This window comes from Bacteroides stercoris ATCC 43183, from assembly GCF_025147325.1.
Lineage (GTDB): Bacteria > Bacteroidota > Bacteroidia > Bacteroidales > Bacteroidaceae > Bacteroides > Bacteroides stercoris.
The window spans coordinates 3,020,097-3,045,550 of record NZ_CP102262.1 but is presented as its reverse complement, the minus strand read 5'-3'; the positions used below and the strand labels follow the sequence as shown (position 1 = coordinate 3,045,550).

Below are 25,454 nucleotides of genomic sequence, written 5' to 3'. Positions count from 1 at the left end.
AGCTGACCCGCTATGAAGTACGATATAAAAGCGGACCACCATATCAGAGCCAAAAGAGAGTGTCTGACGGGCCTGACCATAGGGTTGCTCCTCTTGTTTCAGGCAGTAAGGGTGCTTTGGCACTTCCCTGAGAACGAGGGCTGGAGAAATGCCCTGGCAGGGGTGAGCGGTCTGATATGGCTGCTGATGTGCGGCGTGTCATATTGGAAGTATCGGAAACTGACGCGGCAGTAAAGACAGAAACCAATTAAAGAACAAATTAAAATATACAATCCAATGGGAAGAGCGTTTGAATATAGAAAAGCTGCCAAATTGAAAAGATGGGGTCACATGGCTAAGACCTTTACAAGACTGGGTAAACAAATTGCTATTGCGGTGAAAGCCGGCGGACCCGAACCGGAAAACAACCCTGCACTGCGTTCGGTTATCGCTACCTGCAAGCGCGAGAACATGCCGAAGGACAACATCGAGCGTGCCATCAAGAATGCAATGGGCAAGGACCAGAGCGACTACAAGAGCATGACCTACGAGGGATACGGACCTCACGGTGTGGCCGTATTCGTGGATACACTGACCGATAACCCCACCCGCACGGTGGCCGATGTGCGCAGCGTGTTCAACAAGTTTGGCGGAAACCTGGGCACAATGGGCTCACTGGCTTTCCTGTTCGACCACAAATGCGTGTTCACTTTCAAGAAGAAAGACGGCATGGACATGGAAGAATTCATCCTCGACATGATCGATTTCGACATCGACGAAGACTACGAAGAGGATGAAGAAGAAGGCACAATCACCATCTACGGTGACCCGAAGAGCTACGCAGCCATCCAGAAGCACCTGGAAGAGGGCGGCTTTGAGGATGTGGGCGGCGAGTTTACCTACATCGCCAACGACCTGAAAGATGTGGAGCCTGCACACCGCGAGACCATCGACAAGATGGTGGAACGCCTGGAAGAGTTTGACGACGTGCAGACGGTGTACACCAATATGAAGCCGGAAGAAAGCGAAGAGTAATGACGTATACTTACAAGACCAAAGGCACGTGCAGTACCAATATCGAGCTTGAGGTGGAAGACGGCATCGTGCGGAACATCGCGTTCTGGGGCGGATGCAACGGCAATCTGCAAGGATTGTCGCGCCTGGTTGCCGGGATGCCGGTGAAAGAGGTGATTTCACGCCTGGAAGGTATCCGCTGCGGCGGACGTCCCACTTCCTGTCCCGACCAGTTGTGTAAGGCATTGCACGAGATGGGATATTGATTCTGCTGCTCTGATTGAAGATGTAAGGGGGGCTTTAGGTACGGATTACGAGGATTTTCTTTATTCTTTTTTGATTAAAATCCGTGCCTAAAAGAAATCGTCAAGTGTATTTCGACACACTCTCTTTCGGAGACCTTGTGAACTTTGCGGAAAGGAAATCAGGAAAAGCCGTGTTTTCCGTACGAGTATATTCATCCCACGAGGTGGATAAATTTGTCTTGCGGGATGAATTTATCCGTCTCGTGGGATGATTTTTTGGTTGGCAAGGCAACGTGTCTGCCATTTTGAACCAACTTATGGTGCATTTGTTTTTTATTTGAGTACTTTTACATCCTCAAAACAAGAACAACATAATAATGAAGAATATTTTTAAAGACTTGCAACGGAAAGACCACAAACGCTATTTGGGTGGTCTGGACGTGTTCAGATATATCGGACCGGGACTGCTGGTGACGGTAGGTTTCATCGACCCCGGCAACTGGGCGTCGAATTTTGCGGCGGGGTCGGAGTTCGGCTACTCGCTGCTGTGGGTGGTGACGCTCTCTACCGTCATGCTGATAATCCTGCAACACAACGTGGCGCACCTGGGCATCGTGACGGGACTGTGCCTGTCGGAAGCCGCCACGCAGTACACTCCCAAATGGGTGTCGCGCCCTATATTGGGTACGGCGGTGCTGGCTTCCATATCCACTTCCCTTGCCGAAATATTGGGCGGGGCCATCGCACTGCAAATGTTGCTGGACATCCCCATAATATGGGGTTCGGTGCTGACCACGGTTTTCGTGTCCATAATGCTTTTCACCAACTCCTACAAGAAGATTGAAAGGGCCATCATCGCCTTCGTGTCCGTCATAGGGCTTTCGTTCATCTACGAGCTTTTCCTTGTCAGGATAGACTGGCCAGTGGCGGTGCAGGGGTGGGTGACTCCTTCGTTCCCCCAGGGAAGCATGCTCATTATCATGAGTGTGCTCGGAGCCGTGGTGATGCCCCATAACCTGTTTCTCCATTCGGAGGTGATACAGAGCCACGAGTACAACAAGCAGGACGATGCCTCTATCCGCAGGGTGCTGAAGTACGAATTGTTCGACACGCTCTTCTCCATGATTGTGGGATGGGCCATTAACAGTGCGATGATACTGCTGGCCGCCGCCACTTTCTTCAAAGGCGGGATTCAGGTGGAGGAGTTGCAGCAGGCGAAGTCGCTGTTGGATCCGTTGCTGGGCAGCAGCGCCGGCGTGGTGTTTGCGCTGGCATTGCTGATGGCGGGCATCTCCTCGACGATTACGAGCGGCATGGCGGCAGGTTCCATCTTTGCCGGTATCTTCGGCGAGTCGTACCACATCAGGGACAGCCACTCGCAGGTGGGGGTAGTCCTTTCGTTGGGCATCGCGCTGCTGTTGATTTGTTTTATCGGCGACCCGTTCAAGGGACTGCTGATTTCGCAGATGATACTGAGCATCCAGTTGCCGTTTACGGTGTTCCTGCAAGTGAGCCTCACCTCGTCCCGCAAAGTGATGGGGCAGTATGTGAACAGCAAATGGAGCACATTTGTGCTCTATACGATTGCTGCCATTGTAACGGTATTGAATATTATGCTGCTGATATCGAGTTTGTAATGAATGCCGCTTGCCGGATGAACAACTAAAAAAAATATATACGGAAATGAAGATTATAACCTACAACGTAAACGGTTTGCGGGCCGCCGTGTCCAAAGGACTGCCCGAATGGCTGGCAAAGGAACAGCCGGACGTGCTGTGCCTGCAGGAAACCAAATTGCAGCCGGAGCAGTATCCTGCGGAAGCGTTGGATGCATTGGGATACAGGCATTATCTGCATTCAGCCCGGAAGAAAGGGTATAGCGGAGTCGCCATCCTGACGAAACGCGAGCCGGACTATGTGGAATACGGCATGGGCATGGAGGAGTACGATAGCGAAGGACGGTTTGTCCGTGCCGATTACGGCGACCTGTCCGTGGTGAGCGTCTATCACCCTTCGGGAACGAGCGGCGACGAGCGCCAGGCCTTTAAGATGGAGTGGCTGGAACACTTCCGGCGCTATGCGGTGGAACTGCTGCGCACCCGTCCCAAACTGGTGTTGTGCGGGGACTATAACATCTGCCACGAGGCGATAGACATTCACGACCCGGTGCGCAATGCCACCAACAGCGGCTTCCTGCCCGAAGAGAGGGAGTGGATGACCCGCTTCCTGAACGAGGGTTTCATCGATACCTTCCGCCTGTTGCACCCCGACAGCCGGGAATACACCTGGTGGAGCTACCGCTTCAACTCGCGGGCGAAGAACAAAGGCTGGCGTATCGACTATTGCATGGCAAGCGAGGCGGTGCGTCCGATGCTGAAAGAGGCGCGTATCCTGAACGATGCGGTACATTCAGATCATTGCCCCATGATGTTGGAATTAACAGATTAAGATATGACGATGAAAGACAGAGTGGAAAAAGCCGTTGAACTGTTCAAGAGCGGCTATAATTGTTCGCAGTCCGTCGTGGCTGCCTTTGCAGATATGTATGGTTTTACGCAGGAACAGGCGTTGCGCATGTCCGCCTCGTTTGGCGGCGGCATCGGACGGATGCGCCAGACGTGCGGCGCCGCCTGCGGCATGTTCCTGCTGGCGGGACTGGAGAAAGGTGCCGTAGACGGCAAAGACCGTGAGGGCAAAGCCGCCAACTATGCGCTGGTGCAGCAGCTTGCCGAGGAATTCAGGAAACGCAACGGCTCGATGATTTGCGCCGAACTGTTGGGACTGAAGAAGCCCGAAGGCTCTTCCACCCCCGAAGCCCGCACGGAGCAGTATTACGCCAAGCGTCCCTGCGCCAAAATGGTGGAAGAGGCGGCGGCAATATGGGCGGAGTATCTGGAAAAACAGCAGAAATAGGGCAAATCGTGCCGTTTCTCCGGCTGAAAATGGAAAAAAATGAGAGTTAACGTGCTATATAACATAAAAATAACTATCTTTGCCGCCGAAATAAAATCGGTCTTCTCCGTCGGGGGAAACGGATTTTCAAGCATGTCTAACTAAAAACAAAGAGAAAATGTTAAAAGAAAAAGCCGGTGAAATCGCAGGAAAAATTTGGAACGCACTGAATGAAACCGAAGGTTTGACCGCAAAACAAATCAAAAAAGCTACAAAATTGGTGGATAAAGATTTGTTCCTGGGTCTTGGATGGTTATTGAGAGAGGACAAAATCTCTACTCAAGAAGTTGAAGGCGAACTGTTTGTGAAGCTGAACTAAGAAAGTGATTGGAATGTTATAAAAAATGCGTTGATACATTGGATATGTTATCAACGCATTTTTTTGTGCGCTCCTTTTCGTATCTTTGTCCAAGATACACTATCTTTGCACTCCAAAAACTTTAGAAACGAATGAAAAAGAATATACGTAACTTTTGTATCATAGCCCATATCGATCATGGCAAATCGACTTTGGCCGACCGCCTGTTGGAGTTCACCAATACCATCCAAGTAACCGAAGGACAGATGCTGGATGATATGGATTTGGAAAAGGAGAGAGGTATCACCATCAAGAGCCATGCCATCCAGATGGAGTATGTGTACAAGGGCGAGAAGTATATCCTGAACCTGATTGACACTCCGGGACACGTGGACTTCTCCTACGAGGTGTCGCGCTCCATCGCCGCCTGCGAGGGCGCACTGCTCATTGTGGATGCTTCGCAGGGCGTGCAGGCGCAGACCATCTCCAACCTTTACATGGCCATCGAGCACGATTTGGAGATTATTCCCGTTATCAACAAATGCGACATGGCAAGCGCCATGCCCGAAGAGGTGGAGGATGAAATCGTGGAACTGCTCGGCTGCAAGCGCGAAGAGATTATCCGCGCCTCCGGCAAGACGGGCATGGGCGTGGAGGAAATCCTTGAGGCGGTAGTCGAGCGCATCCCGCATCCCGAAGGCGATGAGGAAGCGCCTTTGCAGGCACTGATTTTCGACTCCGTATTCAACTCGTTCCGGGGCATCATCGCCTACTTCAAGATTGTGAACGGCGTGATTCGCAAAGGAGACAAAGTGAAGTTCTTCAATACGGGCAAGGAATACGATGCGGACGAAATCGGCGTACTGAAGATGGATATGGTTCCCCGTCAGGAGCTGCGTACGGGCGACGTGGGGTATATCATTTCGGGTATCAAGACTTCCAGGGAAGTGAAGGTGGGCGACACGATTACGCACATAGCCCGTCCGTGCAAGGAGGCGATTGCCGGCTTCGAGGAAGTGAAGCCAATGGTCTTTGCCGGCGTATATCCCATTGAGGCGGAAGACTTCGAGGACCTGCGCTCTTCGCTGGAGAAGTTGCAGTTGAACGACGCCTCGCTGACGTTCCAGCCCGAATCGTCACTGGCGCTGGGCTTCGGTTTCCGTTGCGGATTCTTAGGACTGCTCCACATGGAGATTGTGCAGGAACGCCTGGACCGCGAATTCGATATGAACGTGATTACCACCGTGCCGAACGTGTCGTACAACATCTACGACAAGCAGGGGCACATGACCGAGGTGCACAACCCCGGCAGCATGCCCGACCCCACCCTGATAGACCGCATCGAAGAGCCTTATATCCGCGCCTCGGTGATTACCGCCACGGACTATATCGGCCCCATCATGACGCTCTGCCTGGGCAAGCGTGGCGAACTGGTGAAGCAGGAATACATTTCCGGCAATCGCGTGGAGATATACTATGACATGCCGCTGGGCGAAATCGTCATCGACTTCTACGACAAGCTGAAAAGCATCTCCAAGGGATACGCCTCTTTCGACTACCATGCCAACGGCTTCCGTCCGTCCAAGCTGGTGAAACTGGATATTCTCCTGAACGGCGAACCGGTGGATGCCCTTTCCACCCTGACGCACTTTGACAACGCATACGAGCTGGGACGCCGCATGTGCGAGAAGCTGAAGGACCTGATTCCGAGACAGCAGTTCGACATCGCCATCCAGGCGGCCATCGGCGCCAAGATTATCTCCCGCGAAACAATCAAGGCTGTACGCAAGGATGTTACGGCCAAGTGCTACGGCGGCGACGTGAGCCGTAAGCGCAAGTTGCTCGAGAAGCAGAAACGGGGCAAGAAGAGAATGAAGCAAATCGGTAATGTGGAAGTGCCGCAGAAAGCATTCCTGGCGGTGCTGAAACTGGATTAGCGGTTTGCTGCCGAATCAATCATATCTTTCGGGGGTTGTTCTTTCATGATAGGGCTGCCCCCTTTTTTGTCTTTTTCCGAAAATGAACGAACCCTTCAATTAAAAATACTTATGATTATCCTACGTACCGTAAAAAACATTTCGTCGCTGAACATAGCAGCGAGCGTGCTTTTGTTTCTGGCGGCTATCCTGGCCGCTGTGGTTGCCAACTCGTCCCTGTCGCCCGTATACCAGGATTCCCTGCTTCAGGAGCTGCATCTGCGCATCGGCAACTTCAATCTGTTTTCGCACGGCGGGCATCCGCTGAAGATGATAGAATTCATTAACGACTGCCTGATGACCGTTTTCTTTCTGGCAGTGGGCCTGGAGATAAAGCGCGAACTGCTGGTGGGGGAACTGTCCTCTGTGCGGAAAGCGGCTTTGCCTTTTATTGCGGCATGCGGGGGGATGGTGGTTCCGGTTGTCATCTATGCGTTGTCGGTTGCCTCCGGCACTCCCGAAACCCGGGGGATGGCTATCCCGATGGCCACGGACATTGCTTTCTCATTGGGAGTGCTCAGTTTGCTGGGCAAGCGTGTGCCGTTGAGCCTGAAAATATTCCTGACGGCATTTGCCGTGGTGGACGACATCGGCGGCATACTGGTCATCGCACTGTTCTATAGCGCTGACGTGGCATACGGATACCTGATTGCGGCGGCTGTCCTGTACGTGTTCCTCTACTATATGGGTAAGTTCGGCGTAACGCAGAAGATATTCTTCCTCTTCTTCGGTGTGATTATCTGGTATCTGTTCCTGCAATCGGGCATCCATAGTACGATTTCGGGCGTGATACTGGCGTTTGTGATACCGGCGCGTCCGCGCTTGGATGCGGGCAAATACATCGAGCGGATTCGCGACATCATCGGGGAGTTCCCGGTTTCCAAGTCGGATAATATCGTGCTGACCAATGCGCAGATTGCCACGTTGAAGCAGGTGGAGCGGGCATCGGATTATGTTATCAGCCCGTTGCAGTCGCTGGAAGACAACCTGCACGGGGCGGTGAGCTTCGTGATACTGCCGCTGTTTGCCTTTGCCAATGCCGGTGTGGTGTTCAGCGGTAGCGGCAGCATCGTGGGAGATGTGAGCATCGCTGTGGCGGCTGGCTTGCTGCTGGGCAAGTTCCTGGGGATATACCTGTTTACGTGGCTGGCGGTGAAGAGCGGCGTAGCGCTGATGCTGGCGGGGATGAACTGGAAGAATATAGCGGGCGTCTCCCTGCTGGGCGGTATCGGGTTTACCGTATCGTTGTTCATTGCCAACCTTTCCTTTGCGGACGAATATCCGGAACTGCTGAACCAGGCGAAATTCGGGGTGCTTGTAGGGACGGTGCTTGCCGGGGTGCTGGGGTATGTGGTGCTGAATTGGGTGCTGCCGGAGAGGGAGAAGTGAGGTGGGTTGTTTCGGAGAGGGGATTTTTAGGCACGGATTACGCGGAATTACACGGATTTAGGGAGTTACGCGGATTAGTACGGATTGTACAGAATTTACGAACTACACAGAATTTACAGATTTAATACGGATTACACGGATTTCATGGAAATGTAAAAGAAGGTAATGTTGTCCGAAAGAATAAAGAACAAAGTAAATCCGTGAAATTCCGTGTAATCCGTGCCTAAAATAGAATAATATTACTCCTTGATATGAATCAGCAGATTTGCCAGAATAGCCGTTATCCCGCCCGTTGTGATGCCGGATGCGAAGATGTTCCGCAGCGTTTCCGGCAGTTGGCACAGTATCTCGGGAACCAGCTCCACACTGAGGCCGAGCGAGAAACTGACAGCCATGACAAGGGTAGCCTTCCGGTTGATTTCCTGCGCTGCAATGATGCGGATGCCTGCCGCCGCCACCGTACCGAACATCAGCAGAGTAGCGCCGCCCAATACGGGTTCGGGCATCAGTGAAAATACCAGTCCCACGGCAGGGAACAGGCCGAGCAGTACAAGAAAGGCTGCGATGTAATAGCCCACATACCGGCTGGCAACTCCGGTCAGTTGTATCATTCCGTTGTTCTGTGCAAAGACGGAGTTGGGGAAGGAGTTGAGCGCACCCGCCAGCATGGAGTTGAAGCCGTCGGCAAGGATACCGCCCGAAGCGCGCTTTACGAAGGTATCCCCTTCCACCGGTTCGCCGGAGATAAGGGAGTTGGCGGTGATGTCACCGTATGCCTCGATGGCGGTAATCATGAAAATAAGTCCCAGGGCGATGATGGTGGACAGGTCGAAGTCCAGTCCGTAGCGGAAAGGCATCGGCAGGTTGAAGCCGCCGTAGCTTTGTATCGAGGAGAAGTCGATGATGCCCATGAACCAGGCTGCGATGTAGCCTATCACCAGTCCGATGACGATGGAACTCATGCGCAGGTAGCGGTTGGAACTCCGGTTGAAGGCGATGATAAGCAGCAGTACCGCCGCCGCAAGGCCCACATGGCGGAAACTGCCGAAGCTGCCGTCCGCCTGTGCCGTGGCTCCGCCGCCGCAGGCTGTGATTCCTACCTTTATCAGGCTCATTCCGATGAGGGTGACTACGATGCCGGATATCAGCGGCGTGATAATCTTCTTTGTGTATTTCAACACCCGGCTTATCAGCATCTCCACGCTTGAAGCCGCCATGCAGGAACCGAAAATCAGGGGAAGCCCGCCCAGCATTCCGGCAGAGATGATGGGACCTATGAACGAAAAGCTGGTTCCCTGGATGCAGAGCAGCCCCGTGCCCAGTCCGCCGAACCTGCGGCATTGGATAAACGTGGATATGCCGGATGCGAACAGCGCCATCGAAACCAGATAGCCGGTAGTTTCCGCATCGAGCTTCAATGCGCCCGCAATGATGAGCGGCGGGGTGATGATGGCTACGAATATGGCGAGCAGATGTTGCAGCGCAGCGAAGAAAGCTTCCTTAAAAGGCGGCTTGTCGTTCAAGCCGTAAATCAGTCCGTTTCCCTGTTGTTTTTCCATCGCTCCGGGTTATCTGATTTTGATTTCACAGTTGTCAAGGCTTTCGATGATGGCAAGCGATTCTACATGGATGCCCTGGCTGCGCAGCTCGTCACCACCATGCTGGAAGGCTTTCTCTATGATGAATCCCATGCCCACCAGTTCCGCGCCAGCCTGCTTCACCAGGTCCATGATGCCTTTGGCAGCGTTTCCGTTGGCAAGGAAGTCGTCGATGAAAAGCACCTGGTCGCCGGGCGCGAGGAAATCCTTGCTGACGCACACGTCGTACGAGCGTTGCTTGGTGAACGAATACACGGAAGTAACCAGCATATTCTCCATCGTGCTCGGTTTCTTCTTCTTGGCAAACACTACGGGCAGCTCCAGCAGATAGCCCACCATGATGGCGGGAGCGATGCCGCTGGCTTCGACGGTGATAATCTTGTTGATACTGGTAGAGGCGAAACGTCTTACAAACTCCACGCCGATGGATTTCATCAGTATCGGGTCCATCTGGTGATTGATAAAGTTATCCACTTTCAGTATGCCTCCCGGATAGCATTTTCCGTCTTTGAGAATACGGTCTTTTAAAGTTTTCATAATGTATCAAGTCTTGTCTTAAGAGTTATTTATTGTCTTCTTGTTCTGCATCTTCCTGTATCTCCTCTTTGGGCAGCAGCCTTGCCGAGATGCGCTTCTTCGGGGTGAGGCTCATATCCTTCAGCATTTCAGCCTGGCGCACTACGCTGCCGTTGCCTTCGGAGAGCTGGTTGAGGGCTTTGTCGTAGTCCTTCTGCAGGGTTGCCATGCGGTCGCCAAGGGTGAGGAAGGTGTCGGTAAAGCCTACAATCTTTTCGTATAGGGCAGTGCCGCGCTTGATGATGGCCTGCACGTTTTTCACCTGGTTTTCCCGCTTCCACAGGTCGAGCGAGAGGCGCAGGGCGCTGATGAGGTTGGTGGGGCTCATCAGTACCACCTTCTTGTTGTAGGCATACTCCCAGAGGTTGGCGTCGCTCTGGATGGCGAGCAGGTATGCGCCCTCCGTGGGGATGAACATCATGACGAAGTCCGGCGCCTTGATATCGTAGTGCGAATAGTCCTTCCGGCTGAGCTCGTCGATGTGGTTGCGGACAGACTGCAAGTGCGCCTTGAGCCAGCGCGCCTGCTCGTCGCGGTCTTCGGCGGAGGTGTAGGCGGCGTAGGCGGTGAGGGAGACTTTGGAGTCGATTATCATCTCGCGCTCGTCGGGATACCTGATGAGGATGTCGGGCTGCATCTTCTGTCCGCTCTCTTCGCTGACAATCGCTTCGCCGCGCTCGTCTTTCAGGAACTCCTGGCGGAAATAGTGCTCACCCTCAATCAGGCCGGATGCCTGCAAGAGGCGTTCCAGAATCATTTCGCCCCAGTTGCCCTGCATCTTGGAGTCGCCCTTCAGGGCACGGGTCAGGTTGTTGGCATCCTCGCTGAGGCGGTTGTTCAGTTCCACCAACTCCTTGATGCGTTCGCCCAGCGAGAAGCGCTCTTTGGCTTCGGTGCTGTACACCTGCTCCACCTTTTCCTTGAAGTCCTTAATCTTCTCGTCGAGCGGGCGCAGCAGGTTGCCCAGATGCTCGGCGTTCAGTCTGGTGAAATCCTCGGTCTTGCTTTGGAAGATGCGGTTCGAGAGGTTCTCGAACTCGGTGTTCATACGCTTGTGCAGGGCTTCGGCCTCTTCTTTCTGTTCGGCGAGGCGTTGTTCCCATTGCCGTTGCTGCTGGGCGATGCGCTCGCCGAAGGAATGTTCCTGCTGGGCAAGGCGTTCGTTGAAACTGCGTGCCTGCTCGGCGAGGCGTTCGGCAAACAGCCGCTCCTGTGCATCCAGGCGTTCCGAAGCCTGGCGGGCGGCTTCCTGCAAACGTTCCTCGGCAATGGAGCGTTCGCGGGCGATGCGTTCTTCGGCGGTGCGGTTCAGCAGGGCTTCACGCTCTCCGGCGGCTTCTACCTGGGTCTTCAGGGCAGCGGCTTTTCTGCCGGCCGTCAGATAGCCGATAACGGCTCCTGCGATAATCCCGGCGGGTAATAGGATGATATTCATAATTGCATATAAGGAAATAAAGTTTCGGCAGGCGGTACGGGCAATACCATCGGGCGGTACGGGAAATACCAATAGTTGGTATGAAGAATACCAACGGTTGGTACAGACAATACCAAAGCGTGGTACAAGGAGTACCAACCGTTGGTACGGAGTGTACCGCGCCGGGGGACATCTTGCGGCCTGCCGTCTTGCATCTATTGTGTCAGTATCTCGTTTCCGTCTTCGGTGATAAGAATCATGCTTTCCCACTGGGCGGAAGGCAGACCGTCGTCCGTGCACACCGTCCAGCCGTCGGCTTCGTCAATGAACACCTCGTAGCTGCCCATGTTAATCATCGGCTCGATGGTGAACGTCATGCCCGGTACTATCAGCATGCCCGTGCCGCGTTTGCCGAAGTGCTCCACGTCCGGCTCTTCGTGAAACTTGATACCCACGCCATGCCCGCAAAGGTCGCGCACCACGCTGTAGCCGTTCTTCTCGGCATGCTCCTGGATGGCGGCGCCCACATCGCCCAACCGTGCCCAGGGCTGTGCAGCCTGTATGCCGATGTCGCGGCACTCCCTGGTCACCTGCACCAGGCGTTGCATTTCGGGGCTGACTTCCCCAATCATATACATGCGCGATGCGTCGGAGAAATACCCTTTATAGATGGTGGACACGTCTACGTTTACAATATCTCCGCTGCGCAGGAATTCCTTTGTGCTGGGGATGCCGTGGCACACCACATCGTTGATGCTGACGCATACGCTCTTCGGAAAGCCTTCGTACAGGAAGGGAGCGGGGATGGCGTCGTGGTCTGTCGTAAAGCAGTATACCATGTGGTCTATCTCTGCCGTGGACATTCCCTCGCGGATATTCTCCGAGATGTAATCGAGCAGGGCGGTGTTTATCCTTGCGCTTTCGCGTATGCCTGCCAGTTGCTCTTCCGTACGCAGCAGATGGCGTGACGGCAATTTGTATCCTTCTCTTTTATAATGCTGTATCTTGGCTTCTACTTCATCGGAATAGTTTTTAGGAGCAAACCGGACTCCTTTTACGAACTTCTTCATGTTTGCATATTTTATAAACGATGTGCAAAAATACGAATAATTTGGGTGTGCGTATTTATAATGCTTGAATAATTAGAAACTAATCTGTACTTTTGTTTCCCTCAACAACCGAATAAATGTAATGAATATGTATGAATGGGCCGATGAAATGAACTGTGCCGTAACCGTATGCGACACGCAGGGAATCATCCTTTATATGAACGAGAAGGCATGCCGCACGTTTGCCGGGCACGGAAACCTGATAGGCAGGAATCTTTTTGACTGCCACAGTCCGAAATCGCAGGAAAAGATACGCGAACTCCTGAAGACGGGTGGCGTAAACGCCTATACGATAGAGAAAAAAGGGGTCAGGAAAATGATTTATCAGACCGCATGGAAGCGTGAGGGTGTAGTATGCGGACTGGTGGAAATATCCATGGAGATACCCGGGGAGATGCCCCATTATATACGGGAGTAACCGTATCCGGAGAGGAGCAGCCGCCGGGTTTGTGAGGCGGCCGCTCCCTTGTGATGTATGCTTTGTCCGGGATTAGAACTCGTAGTGGAAACCGAATGAGAGGTCTTCGCTGGTGAAGGCAAATCCGTAGCCGTTGTCTCCGGTCATGTAATCGTCTCTGTAGCCCAGGAAACCGCATTTGGCAACTGCACTGAACTTGCTGTTCAGCTTGATGGCGATGCCCGGTTTGAAGCCTATTTCAAAGCCGTTTACAGAGTCGAAGCCCTTCACCTTCTGGGTGGAGAAACCGAAGCCGCCGTCCACAAACAGGCGTACTACCTTATTTTCATAGTAGGAGTAGCGTGCATAGGGAGCGAGGGCGAAAGCGTTGTATTTACCTTCGTCTGCCTTGCCGTGTGCAAATGCCAGCACACCGCCTACTGCCCATTTCTCGCTCAGGTTATATCCAACTTCCGGTTCCAGTTTGAAGAAAGTGGCGTCGAGGTCGTCGTTGTGCCATAAGCCTACCGTTCCGCCTACATAAACCTGTGCCTTTACCGATGCAACCAGCATGGTTGCAAACAAGAAAAATACAATTTTTTTCATTTCTTTTTACCTTTTGATTATTTAAATTATTGTTGAATGCTGAAAAAGCAAGGCATGCCCTGCTTTTTCGGGGCGCAAAAGTATATCTTATATTTATGCTGTACAAATTTTTAGTTAGTTTTTTATAAAATAAAGAACTTGTGCGGGAAGAATACACTACTTTTGCGGCGGTAAAAAGTTTGTTTCACAGGTTGTATTTTTTCGAATGAAGAAGAGTCTTATTGCATTAGCGTTCGGCACCTTGGGATTGGGCATTGCCGAGTTTACGATGATGGGTATTTTGCCCTATGTTGCCGCCGATTTGAACATCGGCATTCCGGTTGCCGGACATTTCATTTCCGCCTATGCACTGGGCGTATGTGCCGGTGCTCCCATGTTGATTTTAGCGCGCAAGCGTCCGTTGAAGCATATCCTGCTGGCATTGATGGCTTTAATGCTGGTAGGAAACCTGGGGGCTGCGATGGCCACCGGCTACTGGTCGCTGCTGGCGGCGCGTTTCATTTCGGGTTTGCCGCACGGGGCGTATTTCGGAGTCGCTTCCATTGTGGCGGGCAAGCTGGCGGACGAGGGGAGAAGCTCCGAGGCCGTATCCATTATGATAGCGGGCATGACGGTTGCCAATCTGTTCGGCGTTCCGCTGGGCACTTCCCTGAGCCATATACTCTCGTGGCGTGTCACGTTCTTGCTGGTGGCCTGCTGGGGAGTGATAGTCCTTTATTATATATGGCGGTGGGTTCCTGCGGTGGAGGGACTGAAAGATACCGGGTTCAAGGGACAGTTCCGTTTCCTGAAGACTCCCGCTCCCTGGCTGATATTGGGGGCGACGGCTTTGGGCAATGGCGGCGTGTTCTGCTGGTATAGTTACATCACGCCGTTGCTGACGAATGTGTCGGGATTCAGCGCCGGAAGTATCACGGCATTAATGATGCTGGCAGGCTTTGGCATGGTGGTGGGCAATCTGGTGAGCGGACGGCTTTCCGACAAATACACTCCGGGCAGGGTGGGCATGGTGGTGCAAGGCATGATTTGCATTGTGCTGCTGCTGATATTTTTCCTTTCGCCCCATCCGTGGTGTTCAGCCATATTGATGGCGCTCTGTACGGCGGGCTTGTTTGCGGTGTCCAGCCCGGAGCAGGTGCTGATTATCCGCGTAGCTCCAGGGGGTGAGATGCTGGGCGGCGCTTGCGTGCAGATGGCATTCAACCTGGGCAACGCCATCGGGGCATACGTAGGCGGTCTGGCTCTTGGCGGCGGATACCGCTATCCGGCTTTGGCAGGCGTGCCCTTTGCACTGACGGGTTTCATCTTATTCGTTGTCTTCTATAAGAAATTCCAGTCCAGGTATTAAACATATCATTATTTTTGCGTAAGTTTGCCCGTAAAATATTAACTAAACTCGATAAATATGAAGATTTTGAACTTAATGAAGATACTGTTGTTGTGTGTAATGACTGCGGGGCTGGCTTCTTGCGGGGATGATAACTACTATACGATACAAAACAGCGACGAGAAGCTATGCAGCGACAGTTGGGTAGAGGAGTACGACACGGAAGAAGGGGCGTGCAGGCACATCCTGGAATTCACCAAAGGGAAACAGGGCGGTAAGGAAGTCCTTTCCGGAAAAGAGACTTTTATCGTAACCACTACCGGCAATACGAAAACAGATACCCATGACTTTACCTGGAAATGGATTGACAACTCACGCGAGGGACTGATACTGAACTACGGTTCGGGCGACGTGAAAATCTTTGAGAACGTATGGGTGCGCGAGCATTACCTGTCCGGAAAGCTGGACGGTGAAATCATGATGCTGACTGCTTCCAGATATATGGTTAATCAGAATTGGAAATGAGAAAGATGAGAAAGTTTTTGAACATATTGTTCCTGTGCACGCTGGCCTTGGGCCTGAGTTCGTGCGAACCGGACGACGGTGAGGATTACTACATTTACGATACCCTGCCGGGCGGTATCTGGGTAGGAGATTTAGGTTTTGCCGATGCCTATAATTCTCCGTTGGAAAGCGGGCTTTACTTTGAAGGCAACGGGCTGGGAAGAGATGAGCAGGCGTATTACAACGATCCGTATGGAGAGGTGGCATTCAGCCTGCCTTTCCGCTGGGACATCCACGGCAGGATTCTGCGGCTGGACTACGGTTACAATTATCCTTTGCTGGAAATCTACGACGTATATGTTGCGGGAGACAGACTGTCCGGCGTATTATACGTGGACGGGCACATGGATGGGCCTGTCATGCTGGAAAGGCAATATTAAGAATATGGATGTCCGGACATCCTGAGAATAGGCAAGTGAGGGTGTTAAAACACTCTTGATAATTTTTTTAGGCACGGATTACGCGGATTTCACGGATTTTCTTTATTATTTTTCCGTGTAAATCCGCGTAATCCGTGCCTAAAAATCATCCAACAGTAAGCGGGTTTTAGTATTGACATCCCCCTCGATTGATTGATAAGCGGTTTTTGTACCCCCTTTGATTTCTTTATTTCTTCAGAAACAGTTTCTTGAACTCTCCCGGATACGGTGTTTCAAACTGCATCAGCTCTCCGGTGACAGGATGGCGGAAGCACAGCTTGAAGGCGTGCAGCGCCAGTCGTCCGATAGGATTTATCTCTTCCAGTCCGTAGCGTCCGTCGCCAATGATGGGATGTCCCAGGTCCTGCATGTGCACGCGGATTTGGTTTTTGCGTCCCGTCTCCAGCATCAGTTCCACGAGCGAGAAGCCGTTGGCGCGTTTGATGGTGCGGTAGTGGGTGATTGCTTCCTTGCCACCATCGTCCGTGGGGCTGGAATATACGTACAGCTTGCGGTCGGTGAGCCATGAGCGCACCATGCCGGCATTGTTTTCCATTTCACCCGCAACGACGGCTACATAGCGGCGGTCGGTTACGATGTTGTGCCAGTTGTCGCGCAGCGTATTCTGCGTCTTTTCGTCTTTGGCAAACATCAGCAGTCCCGAGGTGTCGCGGTCCAGGCGATGCACGATGTACACGCGGTGCTGCCTGCCCGAACGCTGCACATATTCGTTCAGAATGGTGTAAGCGGTACGCTCTTTCTGCCTTTCCGTATTGACGGACAGCAATCCCTGCATCTTCTCCACCACGATGAGGTAAGCATCTTCGTATACGATTTTCAGTAATTTGTTGTTGAACTCCTTGCGTCCCTTCTCACGGCTGATCTGGACTTTCATACCCGGCTTCAGCGGGAAGTTGTACTGCGTTGTGATGACGCTGTCTACATATACAACCCGCTTGCTCAACAATGCCTTCAACTTGGTGCGGCTGGCATCCGGCATTTTCGCTGCCAGAAATTCCATCAGTTCCATAGGCTCTTTTACCATATAGTCCGTATATTGCGTGCGGGCTCTTGCTATAATTCTTTCTTTTGCCACGAGGATAATAATTTGCGATTAATGATTCAATTCTAAAACAAGGCTTTGCATCGGCTTACCAAAATGCCGTACCGCTTTTCGGGAGTGCGGCTTCCGGTTGCTTCTGCTTCGGTTTTCCAAAGTAGCACTTCACGTTTCTGAAGTAGCCCTTTACGTTCCCAAAGTAGCTCTTTACACTTCCGAAATAGCCCCTTATGCTTTCACATTCCCGAAGAGCTGCCTCAGTCCTCTGCTTTTTCCGCCGGATTTTTCAACTCAAGCAGCACCACGTTTTCCACATGATGCGTATGCGGGAACATATCCACCGGCTGGACGGCCTTCACCCGGTATTTGGCATCGAGCAGCTGTAAGTCCCTTGCCTGCGTGGCGGGATTGCAGCTTACATACACAATGCGTTTCGGCTCTGCAAACAGGATAACATCCACCACATCCTGGTGCATACCCGCACGAGGGGGGTCGGTGATGATTACATCCGGACGCCCGTACTCGTTGATAAAGTCCTGCGTCAGCATGTCCTTCATGTCGCCGGCAAAGAACAGCGTGTTCCTGATGCCGTTGATTTCCGAGTTGACCTTGGCGTCCTCGATGGCTTCGGGCACATATTCGATGCCGATGACCTGGCGCGCTTGTCCGGACACGAAGTTGGCGATGGTTCCCGTGCCGGTATAAAGGTCGTAAACCAGCTCGTTGCCGGTGAGCCCTGCGAAGTTGCGGGCCACTTTGTACAAAGTGTATGCCTGCTCGGAGTTGGTCTGGTAGAACGACTTGGGACCCACCTTGAAGCGCAGCCCTTCCATCTCCTCGAAGATATGGTCTTTGCCTTTGAACGTGTGCACGTCGAGGTCGGTAATGGTGTCGTTGCACTTATTATTAATAATGTATAGCAGCGACGTGATTTCGGGGAAAGTGTCCGCTACGTACTGCAACAACTGTTTGAACAGCTCCATCTCCTCGTCCTTCTCAATCTTGCAGATGAGGATAACCATCAGCTCGCCGGTGGTGGAAGTGCGCACAATCATATTGCGCAGCATCCCTTCGTGCGTGCGCAGGTTAATGAACGGATAGTTGTGCTCGTAGGCATAGTCGCGCACGGCGTTGCGGATGCGGTTGGATATGTCGTCCTGCAGCCAGCACTTCTCGATGGCCAGTACCTTGTCGAAGGCGTTGGGAATGTGGAAGCCTACCGCATTCATCTGCTCGTACACCACATTCTGCCGGACCTCTTCCGCCGTGAGCCAGCGCTTGTTGGAGAAAGTAAACTCAAGCTTGTTGCGGTAGAACTCCGTTTTTGCGGAACCGAGTATCGGCGATATTTCCGGGAGCTCCACTTTTCCGATGCGGGTAAGGTTGTCCGTTACCTGCTTCTGCTTGTATCTTATCTGTTCCGAATAGGGGAGCACCTGCCATTTGCAGCCGCCGCATACACCGTAGTGCTGACAGAACGGAACGGCTCTTACCGGTGAGTATTGGTGAAACTTCACCGCTTCCGCCTCGGCATAATGATGCTTTTTTCTCTTGATTTGCAGGTCTACAACGTCGCCCGGAACGACGTACGGTACGAAAATTACCAAATCATTGACCTTCGCGATGGCTTTTCCTTCGGCAGCCACATCCGTAATTTCCACCTTTTCCAACAGGGGAAGTTCTTTTCTCTTTCTTGCCACTTTTACACCAGTATAATAAATTCAACGGCAAAAATAGGTATTTTTCCGTAATTTCTCTCTATGAATGGGAATATTAAATTTTGCAATCTCGAAATTGCATTTTGACTTAAAGTTTTTTCTCAAAAAGTTTTCTAGTCTGTGAAATATACTTAGATTTGCGAGCAGAAAAAATGAAAAAATCACAATCAGAAACTTTAAATTGATATTATGGACAAAAAAAGAGTTTACACCTTTGGTAACGGCCAGGCAGAAGGAAAAGCCGGCATGAGAAACCTTTTGGGGGGTAAGGGAGCCAACCTGGCAGAGATGAACCTTATCGGAGTTCCGGTTCCTCCGGGCTTCACAATCACGACAGAAGTTTGCACAGAATATTATGAAATGGGGCAGGAAAAAGTCGTTGCCCTGTTGAAACAAGAAGTGGAAAACGCCATCGCGCACGTGGAGACACTGATGCGCTCCAAATTCGGCGATGTGGAAAACCCGCTGCTGGTGTCCGTCCGTTCGGGCGCACGCGCTTCCATGCCGGGCATGATGGATACGATTCTTAACCTCGGCCTGAACGATGAAGTGGTGGAAGGGCTGATTCGCAAGACGGGCAACCCCCGCTTTGCATGGGACTCCTACCGCCGTTTCGTACAGATGTACGGTGACGTGGTGCTGGGCATGAAGCCGGTGAACAAGGAAGATGTAGACCCGTTCGAGGCTATTATAGAAGAGGTAAAACATGCCAAAGGCGTGAAACTGGACAACGAACTGGAAGTGGAAGACCTCAAGGAGCTTGTCAAGCGCTTCAAGGCTGCCGTCAAGCAGCAGACCGGAAAGGATTTCCCCACCTGCGCCTACGAACAGTTGTGGGGTGCTGTCTGCGCCGTGTTCAACTCATGGATGAACGAGCGCGCCATCCTCTACCGTAAAATGGAAGGAATTCCCGATGAGTGGGGTACTGCCGTAAGCGTGCAGGCAATGGTGTTCGGAAATATGGGCGACACTTCCGCCACGGGAGTCTGCTTCAGCCGCGATGCCGCCACGGGCGAAGACCTCTTTAACGGCGAATATCTGATCAACGCACAGGGCGAGGACGTTGTGGCAGGTATCCGTACCCCGCAGCAGATTACCATTATCGGCTCCAGACGCTGGGCGGAACTTGCCGGCGTAAGCGAGGAGGAGCGTGCCGCCAAGTATCCTTCCATGGAAGAGGCGATGCCCGAAATCTACAAGGAGCTGGATGCTTTGCAGACGAAGCTGGAAAACCACTATAAGGATATGCAGGACATGGAGTTCACCGTGCAGGAAGGCAAGCTCTGGTTCCTCCAGACACGTAACGGCAAGCGTACCGGAGCCGCCATGGTGAAGATAGCCATGGATTTGCTCCACCAGGGTATGATTGACGAAAAGACGGCGCTGTTGCGTTGCGAACCCAACAAGCTGGACGAACTGCTTCACCCCGTATTCGACAAGGCGGCCTTGAAGCAGGCGAAGGTTCTTACCCGCGGTTTGCCGGCTTCTCCGGGCGCGGCCTGCGGCCAGATTGTGTTCTTTGCCGATGATGCTGCCGAATGGCACGCTGCCGGCAAGCGCGTGGTAATGGTGCGTATCGAAACTTCTCCGGAAGATTTGGCGGGTATGGCCGTTGCCGAAGGCATCCTGACCGCACGTGGCGGTATGACTTCGCACGCTGCCGTTGTGGCTCGCGGCATGGGTAAGTGCTGTGTATCCGGTGCGGGAGCGTTGAACATCGACTACAAGGCACGCACGGTAGAGGTGGACGGCGTTGTGTTGAAAGAAGGCGACTTCATCTCTCTGAACGGTAGTACCGGCGAGGTTTACAAAGGAAAAGTGGAAACGAAGGCCGCCGAGCTGTCCGGTGATTTTGCCGAACTGATGCAACTGGCCGATAAATATACGAAATTGCAGGTACGCACCAATGCCGATACGCCGCACGATGCACAGGTGGCACGTAACTTCGGGGCAGTGGGCATCGGTCTGTGCCGTACGGAACACATGTTCTTCGAAGGTGAGAAAATCAAGGCGATGCGCGAAATGATTCTGGCGGAAAACGCGGAAGGACGTCGCAAGGCGTTGTCTAAGATTCTGCCGTACCAGCAGGCAGACTTCAAGGGCATCTTCAAGGCTATGGAAGGTTGCCCGGTAACCGTGCGTCTGCTCGACCCTCCTTTGCACGAATTCGTTCCCCACGATTTGAAGGGGCAGCAGGAAATGGCGGATACCATGGGCGTAAGCTTGCAGTATATCCAGCAGCGTGTGGAAGCGCTTTGCGAACATAACCCGATGCTGGGCCACCGCGGTTGCCGCTTGGGCAATACGTATCCGGAAATCACGCAGATGCAGACGCGTGCCATCCTCGGCGCTGCTCTGGAACTGAAGAAAGAGGGCGTTGAGACACATCCTGAAATCATGGTTCCGCTGACCGGTATCCTGTACGAGTTCAAGCAGCAGGAAGAGGTTATCCGTGCCGAAGCTGCCAAGTTGTTTGCCGAAGCAGGCGACAGCATCGAGTTCAAGGTAGGTACAATGATTGAAATCCCGCGTGCAGCTCTTACGGCTGACCGCATCGCTTCTTCCGCCGAATTCTTCTCGTTCGGTACGAACGACCTGACGCAGATGACCTTCGGATACTCACGCGACGACATCGCTTCCTTCCTGCCTATTTATCTGGAAAAGAAGATTCTGAAAGTAGACCCCTTCCAGGTGCTCGACCAGAATGGAGTAGGGCAGTTGGTACGTATGGCTACCGAAAAGGGCCGTGCCATCCGTCCGGACCTGAAGTGCGGTATCTGCGGCGAGCATGGCGGTGAGCCTTCTTCCGTGAAGTTCTGCCACAAGGTAGGGCTGAATTATGTGAGCTGTTCTCCGTTCCGCGTGCCTATTGCAAGACTTGCGGCGGCACAGGCTGCAATCGAGGAATAAAGTTTGAATGCTGATAATTAGTGAAATACGAGGCAATGACTTGGAAATCAAGTTTTTGCCTCGGTTCTTTTTCTACATGCTCTGCTCATTCATAAAGCAGTATAAACGGCAGAAAATACCCTATTTGTTGCTTCAATTGATGAGGCAGAGGAAGAAGCGGAGAAACGACAGGTTGAAGGTCGTGTAACTGAGGCAAAGGTTTCCTTGAAGTTCATCACAAACGTCCTATATCGACATATGATGAAGAACATGAGATTCCTCAATCAGAACTTGTCGCTTTATGCTCAAATTGCCATTCTATGGTTCACAGAAGAAAAGAGGCAATGGATGTAGATGAACTCAAAAGTATTGTACAGAACAAACGTAATAATTAAATCCTTCAAAGAAGTTTAGACTAAACCAAATATGGATTTGAAAAACTGTATATTTGAAGAGCTGCTGAAGGCTGCACAACCTAAACGCGGTCTATTTGTGATACCATTACCTACTGGTTCTGGTAAGACATATAATTCATGCCTGTTGATGGCAGAAGAATTGAAGAAAGAAGATGCCCGTCGTATCTTCTATGTCACAGATGCCAAGAAACAGTTGGATGCAACAATCGAAGACATAAAGAAGAATTTAACCAGGAGCGGTATCAAGCTTCAGAAGCATGATATTCTTCGTGTTTATTCGCAAGAAGAGCAATGGGAACGAGCGTTTACTGACCCTGCCATCCTTCAGAGGATGGAAGCAAATCCTCTTTTTCAAGGGGATAAGGCTTTTGCTAATTTGAAACGTCTTTATACTTATAATGATGTAACAGAAGGAATTACTGAGGAAATTGCAAAGAATCGTTCGCGTCTTATTGATAAAGTGCGCAAAGAAGCCCTTACTCCAATTCGTCAGAAATATAAGAATGAAACTGACGAGGTTATAGCCTCGCATATCCTTCGAGAATATTCAGTACTGGAGGAACTATACCCAGAATTGTTATTTTATAAGAGTAAGATCGTTGCGTTGACAGCATCCAAGCTGCACACAACAGCTTCACCTAAATTGGTGCGTAAGGGCACACAGCCTTATTGGAAGCATATCGAGGACTCACTTGTCATTATTGATGAGTCCGACCGCGTAAAGGAAGCTGCAATGAAACGTCTCTTCGATTGTGAATGTGGTAGAAGAAGACGTTTTAATTTCTGGGGCTTGTGCTATTTTATCTGCGAGCACTATGAAGAGGTTCTGGATATGCAAAGGATGCCTGAATGGGTTGAACATAAAGACAATATTCAGGCAATGCTTAAAGCGATAAAAAAGAAGAAGGAATATCTGATTGATGACATAGCTCCTCAGAAGATGCTTAGTGGCTTGGAATTGAATGAGAATGTCAATCGTGGCAATTTCATCTTTTATGATGAAGACCAGACATTTTCAGCAGAGAATTTCGTATTGTCCATCCACAACAAGAAAGAGGAGAATGTCTCATACCTTCAACCAAAACAAATGTTGAAGAGCCAGAATGATAACACCCTATCGTTTGCGGCAAATCGTATCATTCTTTTCCTGAAGAATTTTGTTCAGATAGTAGATAAACATGCGGAAGAGTATGCTCGAATAGAGAATGAACTCCGTAAAAAGAAAAGCTACGAGACTTCTGTAGATCTTGAGAGTGAGCGTGCCTTTGACCATATTATTAAATATATGGGTATAAACGAAGGTAATACAGAATACCGTCAGGCTCTACAAGAGTTGCGTTGTGGAACAAACTTTGAAACTCCTCACTCAAAAGACCAGGAGGTCGAGAGCAGATCTATCTATGATAAAGGTATAAGTTTCATAGAGGTGTACTCTCTTGACAATGACCGTTATTCTTGTTGTTTCGATTATCACGAAATGAGGTGTATGCCTGAGAACGTGTTGCTCGATATGGTCAACCATAACCGAGTAATCATGTGTAGTGCTACGGCTGACAATCAGAGTCCAGTTCACAACTACGACTTCAACTATATAGCCAAACAAGGCGTAAAGGTTGAGAAGATTGACAATGATGCATTGCGAAGAATTGAAGATTATATAGCCCTCAATTATGCCAATCCTGACGTAAAGTTCTCAATTTATAAAGAGGAAAACACAAATCCAAAAGAAAAGATTGAGGTGTATCTTGGCAAATGTAATCAAGCTGTCAAAGATTGTCTTGACTTCGTTTCTACCGACAAGAACACCTTTGATAAGAACAATTCTGCCAGAATGGTGAATATGCTGAGCCACTATATGGATTTTATTGAAAATCCTGACGCAAAGGCATGGCTCTATTTTCAGCCATTCTCATATACAGGTAAGAGTAGTATCGGTATAAAGAAGGCACTGAACATTCTTCAACAAGCAAGAATAACCAAGCGTGGAGAAAAATTCGATAATGATTCAATGGACGAACATGCCATTGATGATGGGAGCACACGCAGATATTCAGATATATATCCTAAACTGAATGTGTGCTTTCTTAGTGGAGAGCATTTCAAGAGAGACTTGGAGGAAGTAGAGAAGTTGTTGAAGGAAGATCCTAAACTTAAGATGTTCTGCTTCGTATGTTACCAGTCAGGTGCAGTGGGCGTAAATTATCTGTTTGAAACGGATAGCAAATACAGAAAAAAACATTGTCTGGAAGCTCCAAATACCAAAGATCGTAAAGACACACGATGCAATTTCGATGGTATCATTATGGATAAGCCCACAAACTTTATCCCTCTGATTGAAGTAGATGACTACCTAAAGGCTTGTATATCATTGAGTATATTGGGCACAGACAACCAATTAGAACTCAAAGAAAAATCTGATTTCCAACGTGCATTGCTTCGACGCAGACACCACCGTGTTGTTGATGAACTGAGCGAAATCATGAAAGGTCGAGAGATTCAAATCAAAGCTGCATTGAAAGAAACTCCTGCTTTTGATGCTTTTTGCCTACGATGGGCTGTACAAGCTTTGGGGCGTATAACTCGCTCAACCATCTACAATAAGTCTGTTCATATTGCTATTGGTGAGGATATGGCTTACTCTATGGTAACGGCAAAGAAACCAGAGGTACAGACAGGCCTGCTCAAACATGTTTTGAAAGCTATCAATGAAAATCAAAATATCATTGACCGCTTTGAGGGCAAAGAGGAGGAATCGGATATTACGTTCAACAATGATGAGCATCGTAGAGATAGATACATCAGTGAGTTGGTCGGTATAAGTTTCAAGGGTACAGATAAGTATGCCTGTCAGATACGTGAAAGATTACATTCGATACGTGAGTATGTAATGAAATATCCTGAGTTTGACGATAGAAACGATATTGACCCGTCAATGCGAATGTTCTATATCCAGTCTGTTGAAGCACAAGCAAAAAATCGAAGTTATTCAGATGCAAGTGTACATCTGGATGCAATCATGAAGCAAGGGTTCATCAGACAATACTTTGAGACTAATGGATATTGTACGTCTTGGAAAGGTAAATCATGGGTTATTTCGCCACAAGTTATTCAACAGGTATATACAGGTTACTTTGGAGAGCAAGTGTTCAAGGCAATTCTTGAAAATGCAGCATGTAATGTAGGATCACTTCCTGAAAAAATCTGGGAGCGTGCTGACTGGGTAGTCAATGATAAGTTATATGTGGATGTGAAATTTATGTCTGATAGTGACTTTAATCAGCATGTCAACGCCCAGTCTTGGGAGCGAAAAATTCGAGAATGTGGTGGTAGCTATATTGTAGTCAATGTTCCTCGATATGCTGGCAACTATTCATTTACTCATACCATACAACTTGAAGGTGGTGCGAACCTGCCAATCATCAATGGTCTGATTGACGTTGAGACAGGTGCTATCCTTGACAAAAACGTTCAGGCAGTCCTCGAAAAGTTAAACATCGTGTAAACAACT

22 protein-coding genes and 1 pseudogene are annotated in these 25,454 nt (G+C 50.6%); 16 read left to right on the top strand and 7 right to left on the bottom strand.

Annotation, left to right across the window (positions count from 1 at the left end; genetic code table 11):
- Positions 1 to 12 precede the first annotated feature (12 nt).
- The 9 genes from NQ565_RS12625 to nhaA all read left to right on the top strand — a co-directional run bounded on the left by NQ565_RS12625 (position 13) and on the right by nhaA (position 7,853).
- Complete coding sequence (locus NQ565_RS12625; protein ID WP_005653737.1) at positions 13 to 234, top strand: hypothetical protein; 222 nt, start codon at positions 13 to 15, stop codon at positions 232 to 234.
- A 42-nt stretch (positions 235 to 276) separates the two neighbouring features.
- Positions 277 to 1,014 carry a YebC/PmpR family DNA-binding transcriptional regulator gene (locus NQ565_RS12620; protein WP_005653738.1) on the top strand — a complete coding sequence of 246 codons (738 nt, stop codon included), beginning with the start codon at positions 277 to 279 and terminating at the stop codon, positions 1,012 to 1,014.
- A complete protein-coding gene (locus NQ565_RS12615; protein ID WP_005653739.1) occupies positions 1,014 to 1,259 on the top strand; it encodes a TIGR03905 family TSCPD domain-containing protein in 246 nt (81 codons plus the stop codon). The genes NQ565_RS12620 and NQ565_RS12615 overlap by 1 nt, the downstream gene beginning before the upstream one ends.
- Positions 1,260 to 1,615: 356 nt before the next feature.
- Positions 1,616 to 2,875, top strand: a complete 1,260-nt coding sequence (locus tag NQ565_RS12610) for an Nramp family divalent metal transporter (protein WP_005653742.1) — start codon at positions 1,616 to 1,618, stop codon at positions 2,873 to 2,875.
- A 46-nt stretch (positions 2,876 to 2,921) separates the two neighbouring features.
- On the top strand, positions 2,922 to 3,686 hold the full coding sequence (locus tag NQ565_RS12605; RefSeq protein WP_016662897.1) for an exodeoxyribonuclease III: 765 nt from the start codon (positions 2,922 to 2,924) through the stop codon (positions 3,684 to 3,686).
- A gap of 3 nt (positions 3,687 to 3,689) precedes the next feature.
- A complete protein-coding gene (locus tag NQ565_RS12600) occupies positions 3,690 to 4,151 on the top strand; it encodes a C-GCAxxG-C-C family protein (protein WP_005653745.1) in 462 nt (153 codons plus the stop codon).
- A 157-nt stretch (positions 4,152 to 4,308) separates the two neighbouring features.
- Positions 4,309 to 4,509, top strand: coding sequence for a winged helix-turn-helix domain-containing protein (locus NQ565_RS12595; RefSeq protein WP_005653747.1), 201 nt, complete (start codon positions 4,309 to 4,311; stop codon positions 4,507 to 4,509).
- Positions 4,510 to 4,640: 131 nt separating this feature from the next.
- Positions 4,641 to 6,425 carry a translation elongation factor 4 gene (gene lepA, locus NQ565_RS12590; RefSeq protein ID WP_005653751.1) on the top strand — a complete coding sequence of 595 codons (1,785 nt, stop codon included), beginning with the start codon at positions 4,641 to 4,643 and terminating at the stop codon, positions 6,423 to 6,425.
- A 111-nt stretch (positions 6,426 to 6,536) separates the two neighbouring features.
- On the top strand, positions 6,537 to 7,853 hold the full coding sequence (gene nhaA, locus NQ565_RS12585; protein WP_040315606.1) for a Na+/H+ antiporter NhaA: 1,317 nt from the start codon (positions 6,537 to 6,539) through the stop codon (positions 7,851 to 7,853).
- A gap of 239 nt (positions 7,854 to 8,092) precedes the next feature.
- Here nhaA and NQ565_RS12580 read toward each other — a convergent pair whose 3' ends face one another.
- The 4 genes from NQ565_RS12580 to map all read right to left on the bottom strand — a co-directional run bounded on the left by NQ565_RS12580 (position 8,093) and on the right by map (position 12,511).
- On the bottom strand, positions 8,093 to 9,412 hold the full coding sequence (locus NQ565_RS12580) for a nucleobase:cation symporter-2 family protein (RefSeq protein WP_005653755.1): 1,320 nt from the start codon (positions 9,410 to 9,412) through the stop codon (positions 8,093 to 8,095).
- A gap of 9 nt (positions 9,413 to 9,421) precedes the next feature.
- Positions 9,422 to 9,988 (bottom strand): xanthine phosphoribosyltransferase, encoded by a 567-nt coding sequence (gene xpt, locus NQ565_RS12575; RefSeq protein WP_005653757.1) that lies wholly within the window; start codon positions 9,986 to 9,988, stop codon positions 9,422 to 9,424.
- 25 nt (positions 9,989 to 10,013) lie between these two features.
- A complete protein-coding gene (locus tag NQ565_RS12570) occupies positions 10,014 to 11,462 on the bottom strand; it encodes a DNA recombination protein RmuC (protein WP_005653759.1) in 1,449 nt (482 codons plus the stop codon).
- Between the two features lie 194 nt (positions 11,463 to 11,656).
- Positions 11,657 to 12,511, bottom strand: a complete 855-nt coding sequence (map, locus tag NQ565_RS12565; protein ID WP_005653762.1) for a type I methionyl aminopeptidase — start codon at positions 12,509 to 12,511, stop codon at positions 11,657 to 11,659.
- 127 nt (positions 12,512 to 12,638) lie between these two features.
- On the opposite strand from map, the gene NQ565_RS12560 reads away from it, so the two are divergent.
- Positions 12,639 to 12,968, top strand: coding sequence for a PAS domain-containing protein (locus NQ565_RS12560; RefSeq protein WP_034536325.1), 330 nt, complete (start codon positions 12,639 to 12,641; stop codon positions 12,966 to 12,968).
- A 72-nt stretch (positions 12,969 to 13,040) separates the two neighbouring features.
- Here NQ565_RS12560 and NQ565_RS12555 read toward each other — a convergent pair whose 3' ends face one another.
- The gene (locus NQ565_RS12555; protein ID WP_005653764.1) at positions 13,041 to 13,553 is read right to left on the bottom strand and encodes an outer membrane beta-barrel protein; all 513 of its coding nucleotides are present in this window, start codon (positions 13,551 to 13,553) and stop codon (positions 13,041 to 13,043) included.
- Between the two features lie 205 nt (positions 13,554 to 13,758).
- Here NQ565_RS12555 and araJ point away from each other — a divergent pair, with 205 nt between their 5' ends.
- The 3 genes from araJ to NQ565_RS12540 are packed head-to-tail and all read left to right on the top strand — an operon-like array spanning position 13,759 to position 15,824.
- Positions 13,759 to 14,901: an MFS transporter AraJ gene (gene araJ, locus NQ565_RS12550; RefSeq protein WP_005653766.1), complete on the top strand. Its 1,143-nt coding sequence runs from the start codon at positions 13,759 to 13,761 to the stop codon at positions 14,899 to 14,901.
- 57 nt (positions 14,902 to 14,958) lie between these two features.
- Positions 14,959 to 15,405 (top strand): hypothetical protein, encoded by a 447-nt coding sequence (locus NQ565_RS12545; RefSeq protein WP_005653769.1) that lies wholly within the window; start codon positions 14,959 to 14,961, stop codon positions 15,403 to 15,405.
- Positions 15,402 to 15,824 carry a hypothetical protein gene (locus NQ565_RS12540; protein ID WP_005653771.1) on the top strand — a complete coding sequence of 141 codons (423 nt, stop codon included), beginning with the start codon at positions 15,402 to 15,404 and terminating at the stop codon, positions 15,822 to 15,824. Before NQ565_RS12545 ends, NQ565_RS12540 begins: the two co-directional genes overlap by 4 nt.
- 226 nt (positions 15,825 to 16,050) lie before the next feature.
- Here the strand turns inward: NQ565_RS12540 and NQ565_RS12535 are convergent, their stop codons facing one another.
- Both NQ565_RS12535 and rlmD read right to left on the bottom strand, forming a co-directional pair.
- Positions 16,051 to 16,959 (bottom strand): RluA family pseudouridine synthase, encoded by a 909-nt coding sequence (locus NQ565_RS12535; protein ID WP_005653773.1) that lies wholly within the window; start codon positions 16,957 to 16,959, stop codon positions 16,051 to 16,053.
- Between the two features lie 221 nt (positions 16,960 to 17,180).
- Positions 17,181 to 18,623: a 23S rRNA (uracil(1939)-C(5))-methyltransferase RlmD gene (rlmD, locus tag NQ565_RS12530; RefSeq protein ID WP_005653775.1), complete on the bottom strand. Its 1,443-nt coding sequence runs from the start codon at positions 18,621 to 18,623 to the stop codon at positions 17,181 to 17,183.
- Positions 18,624 to 18,830: 207 nt separating this feature from the next.
- Between rlmD and ppdK the strand changes: the two genes are divergently transcribed.
- The 3 genes and pseudogenes from ppdK to NQ565_RS12520 all read left to right on the top strand — a co-directional run bounded on the left by ppdK (position 18,831) and on the right by NQ565_RS12520 (position 25,448).
- Positions 18,831 to 21,551, top strand: coding sequence for a pyruvate, phosphate dikinase (gene ppdK / locus NQ565_RS12525; protein WP_005653781.1), 2,721 nt, complete (start codon positions 18,831 to 18,833; stop codon positions 21,549 to 21,551).
- A 212-nt stretch (positions 21,552 to 21,763) separates the two neighbouring features.
- Positions 21,764 to 21,925: pseudogene (locus NQ565_RS17035) on the top strand (HNH endonuclease); the annotation flags it as partial.
- Between the two features lie 31 nt (positions 21,926 to 21,956).
- Entirely contained in the window at positions 21,957 to 25,448 is a 3,492-nt protein-coding gene (locus NQ565_RS12520) for a DEAD/DEAH box helicase family protein (RefSeq protein WP_005653787.1), read from the top strand.
- Positions 25,449 to 25,454 lie beyond the last annotated feature (6 nt).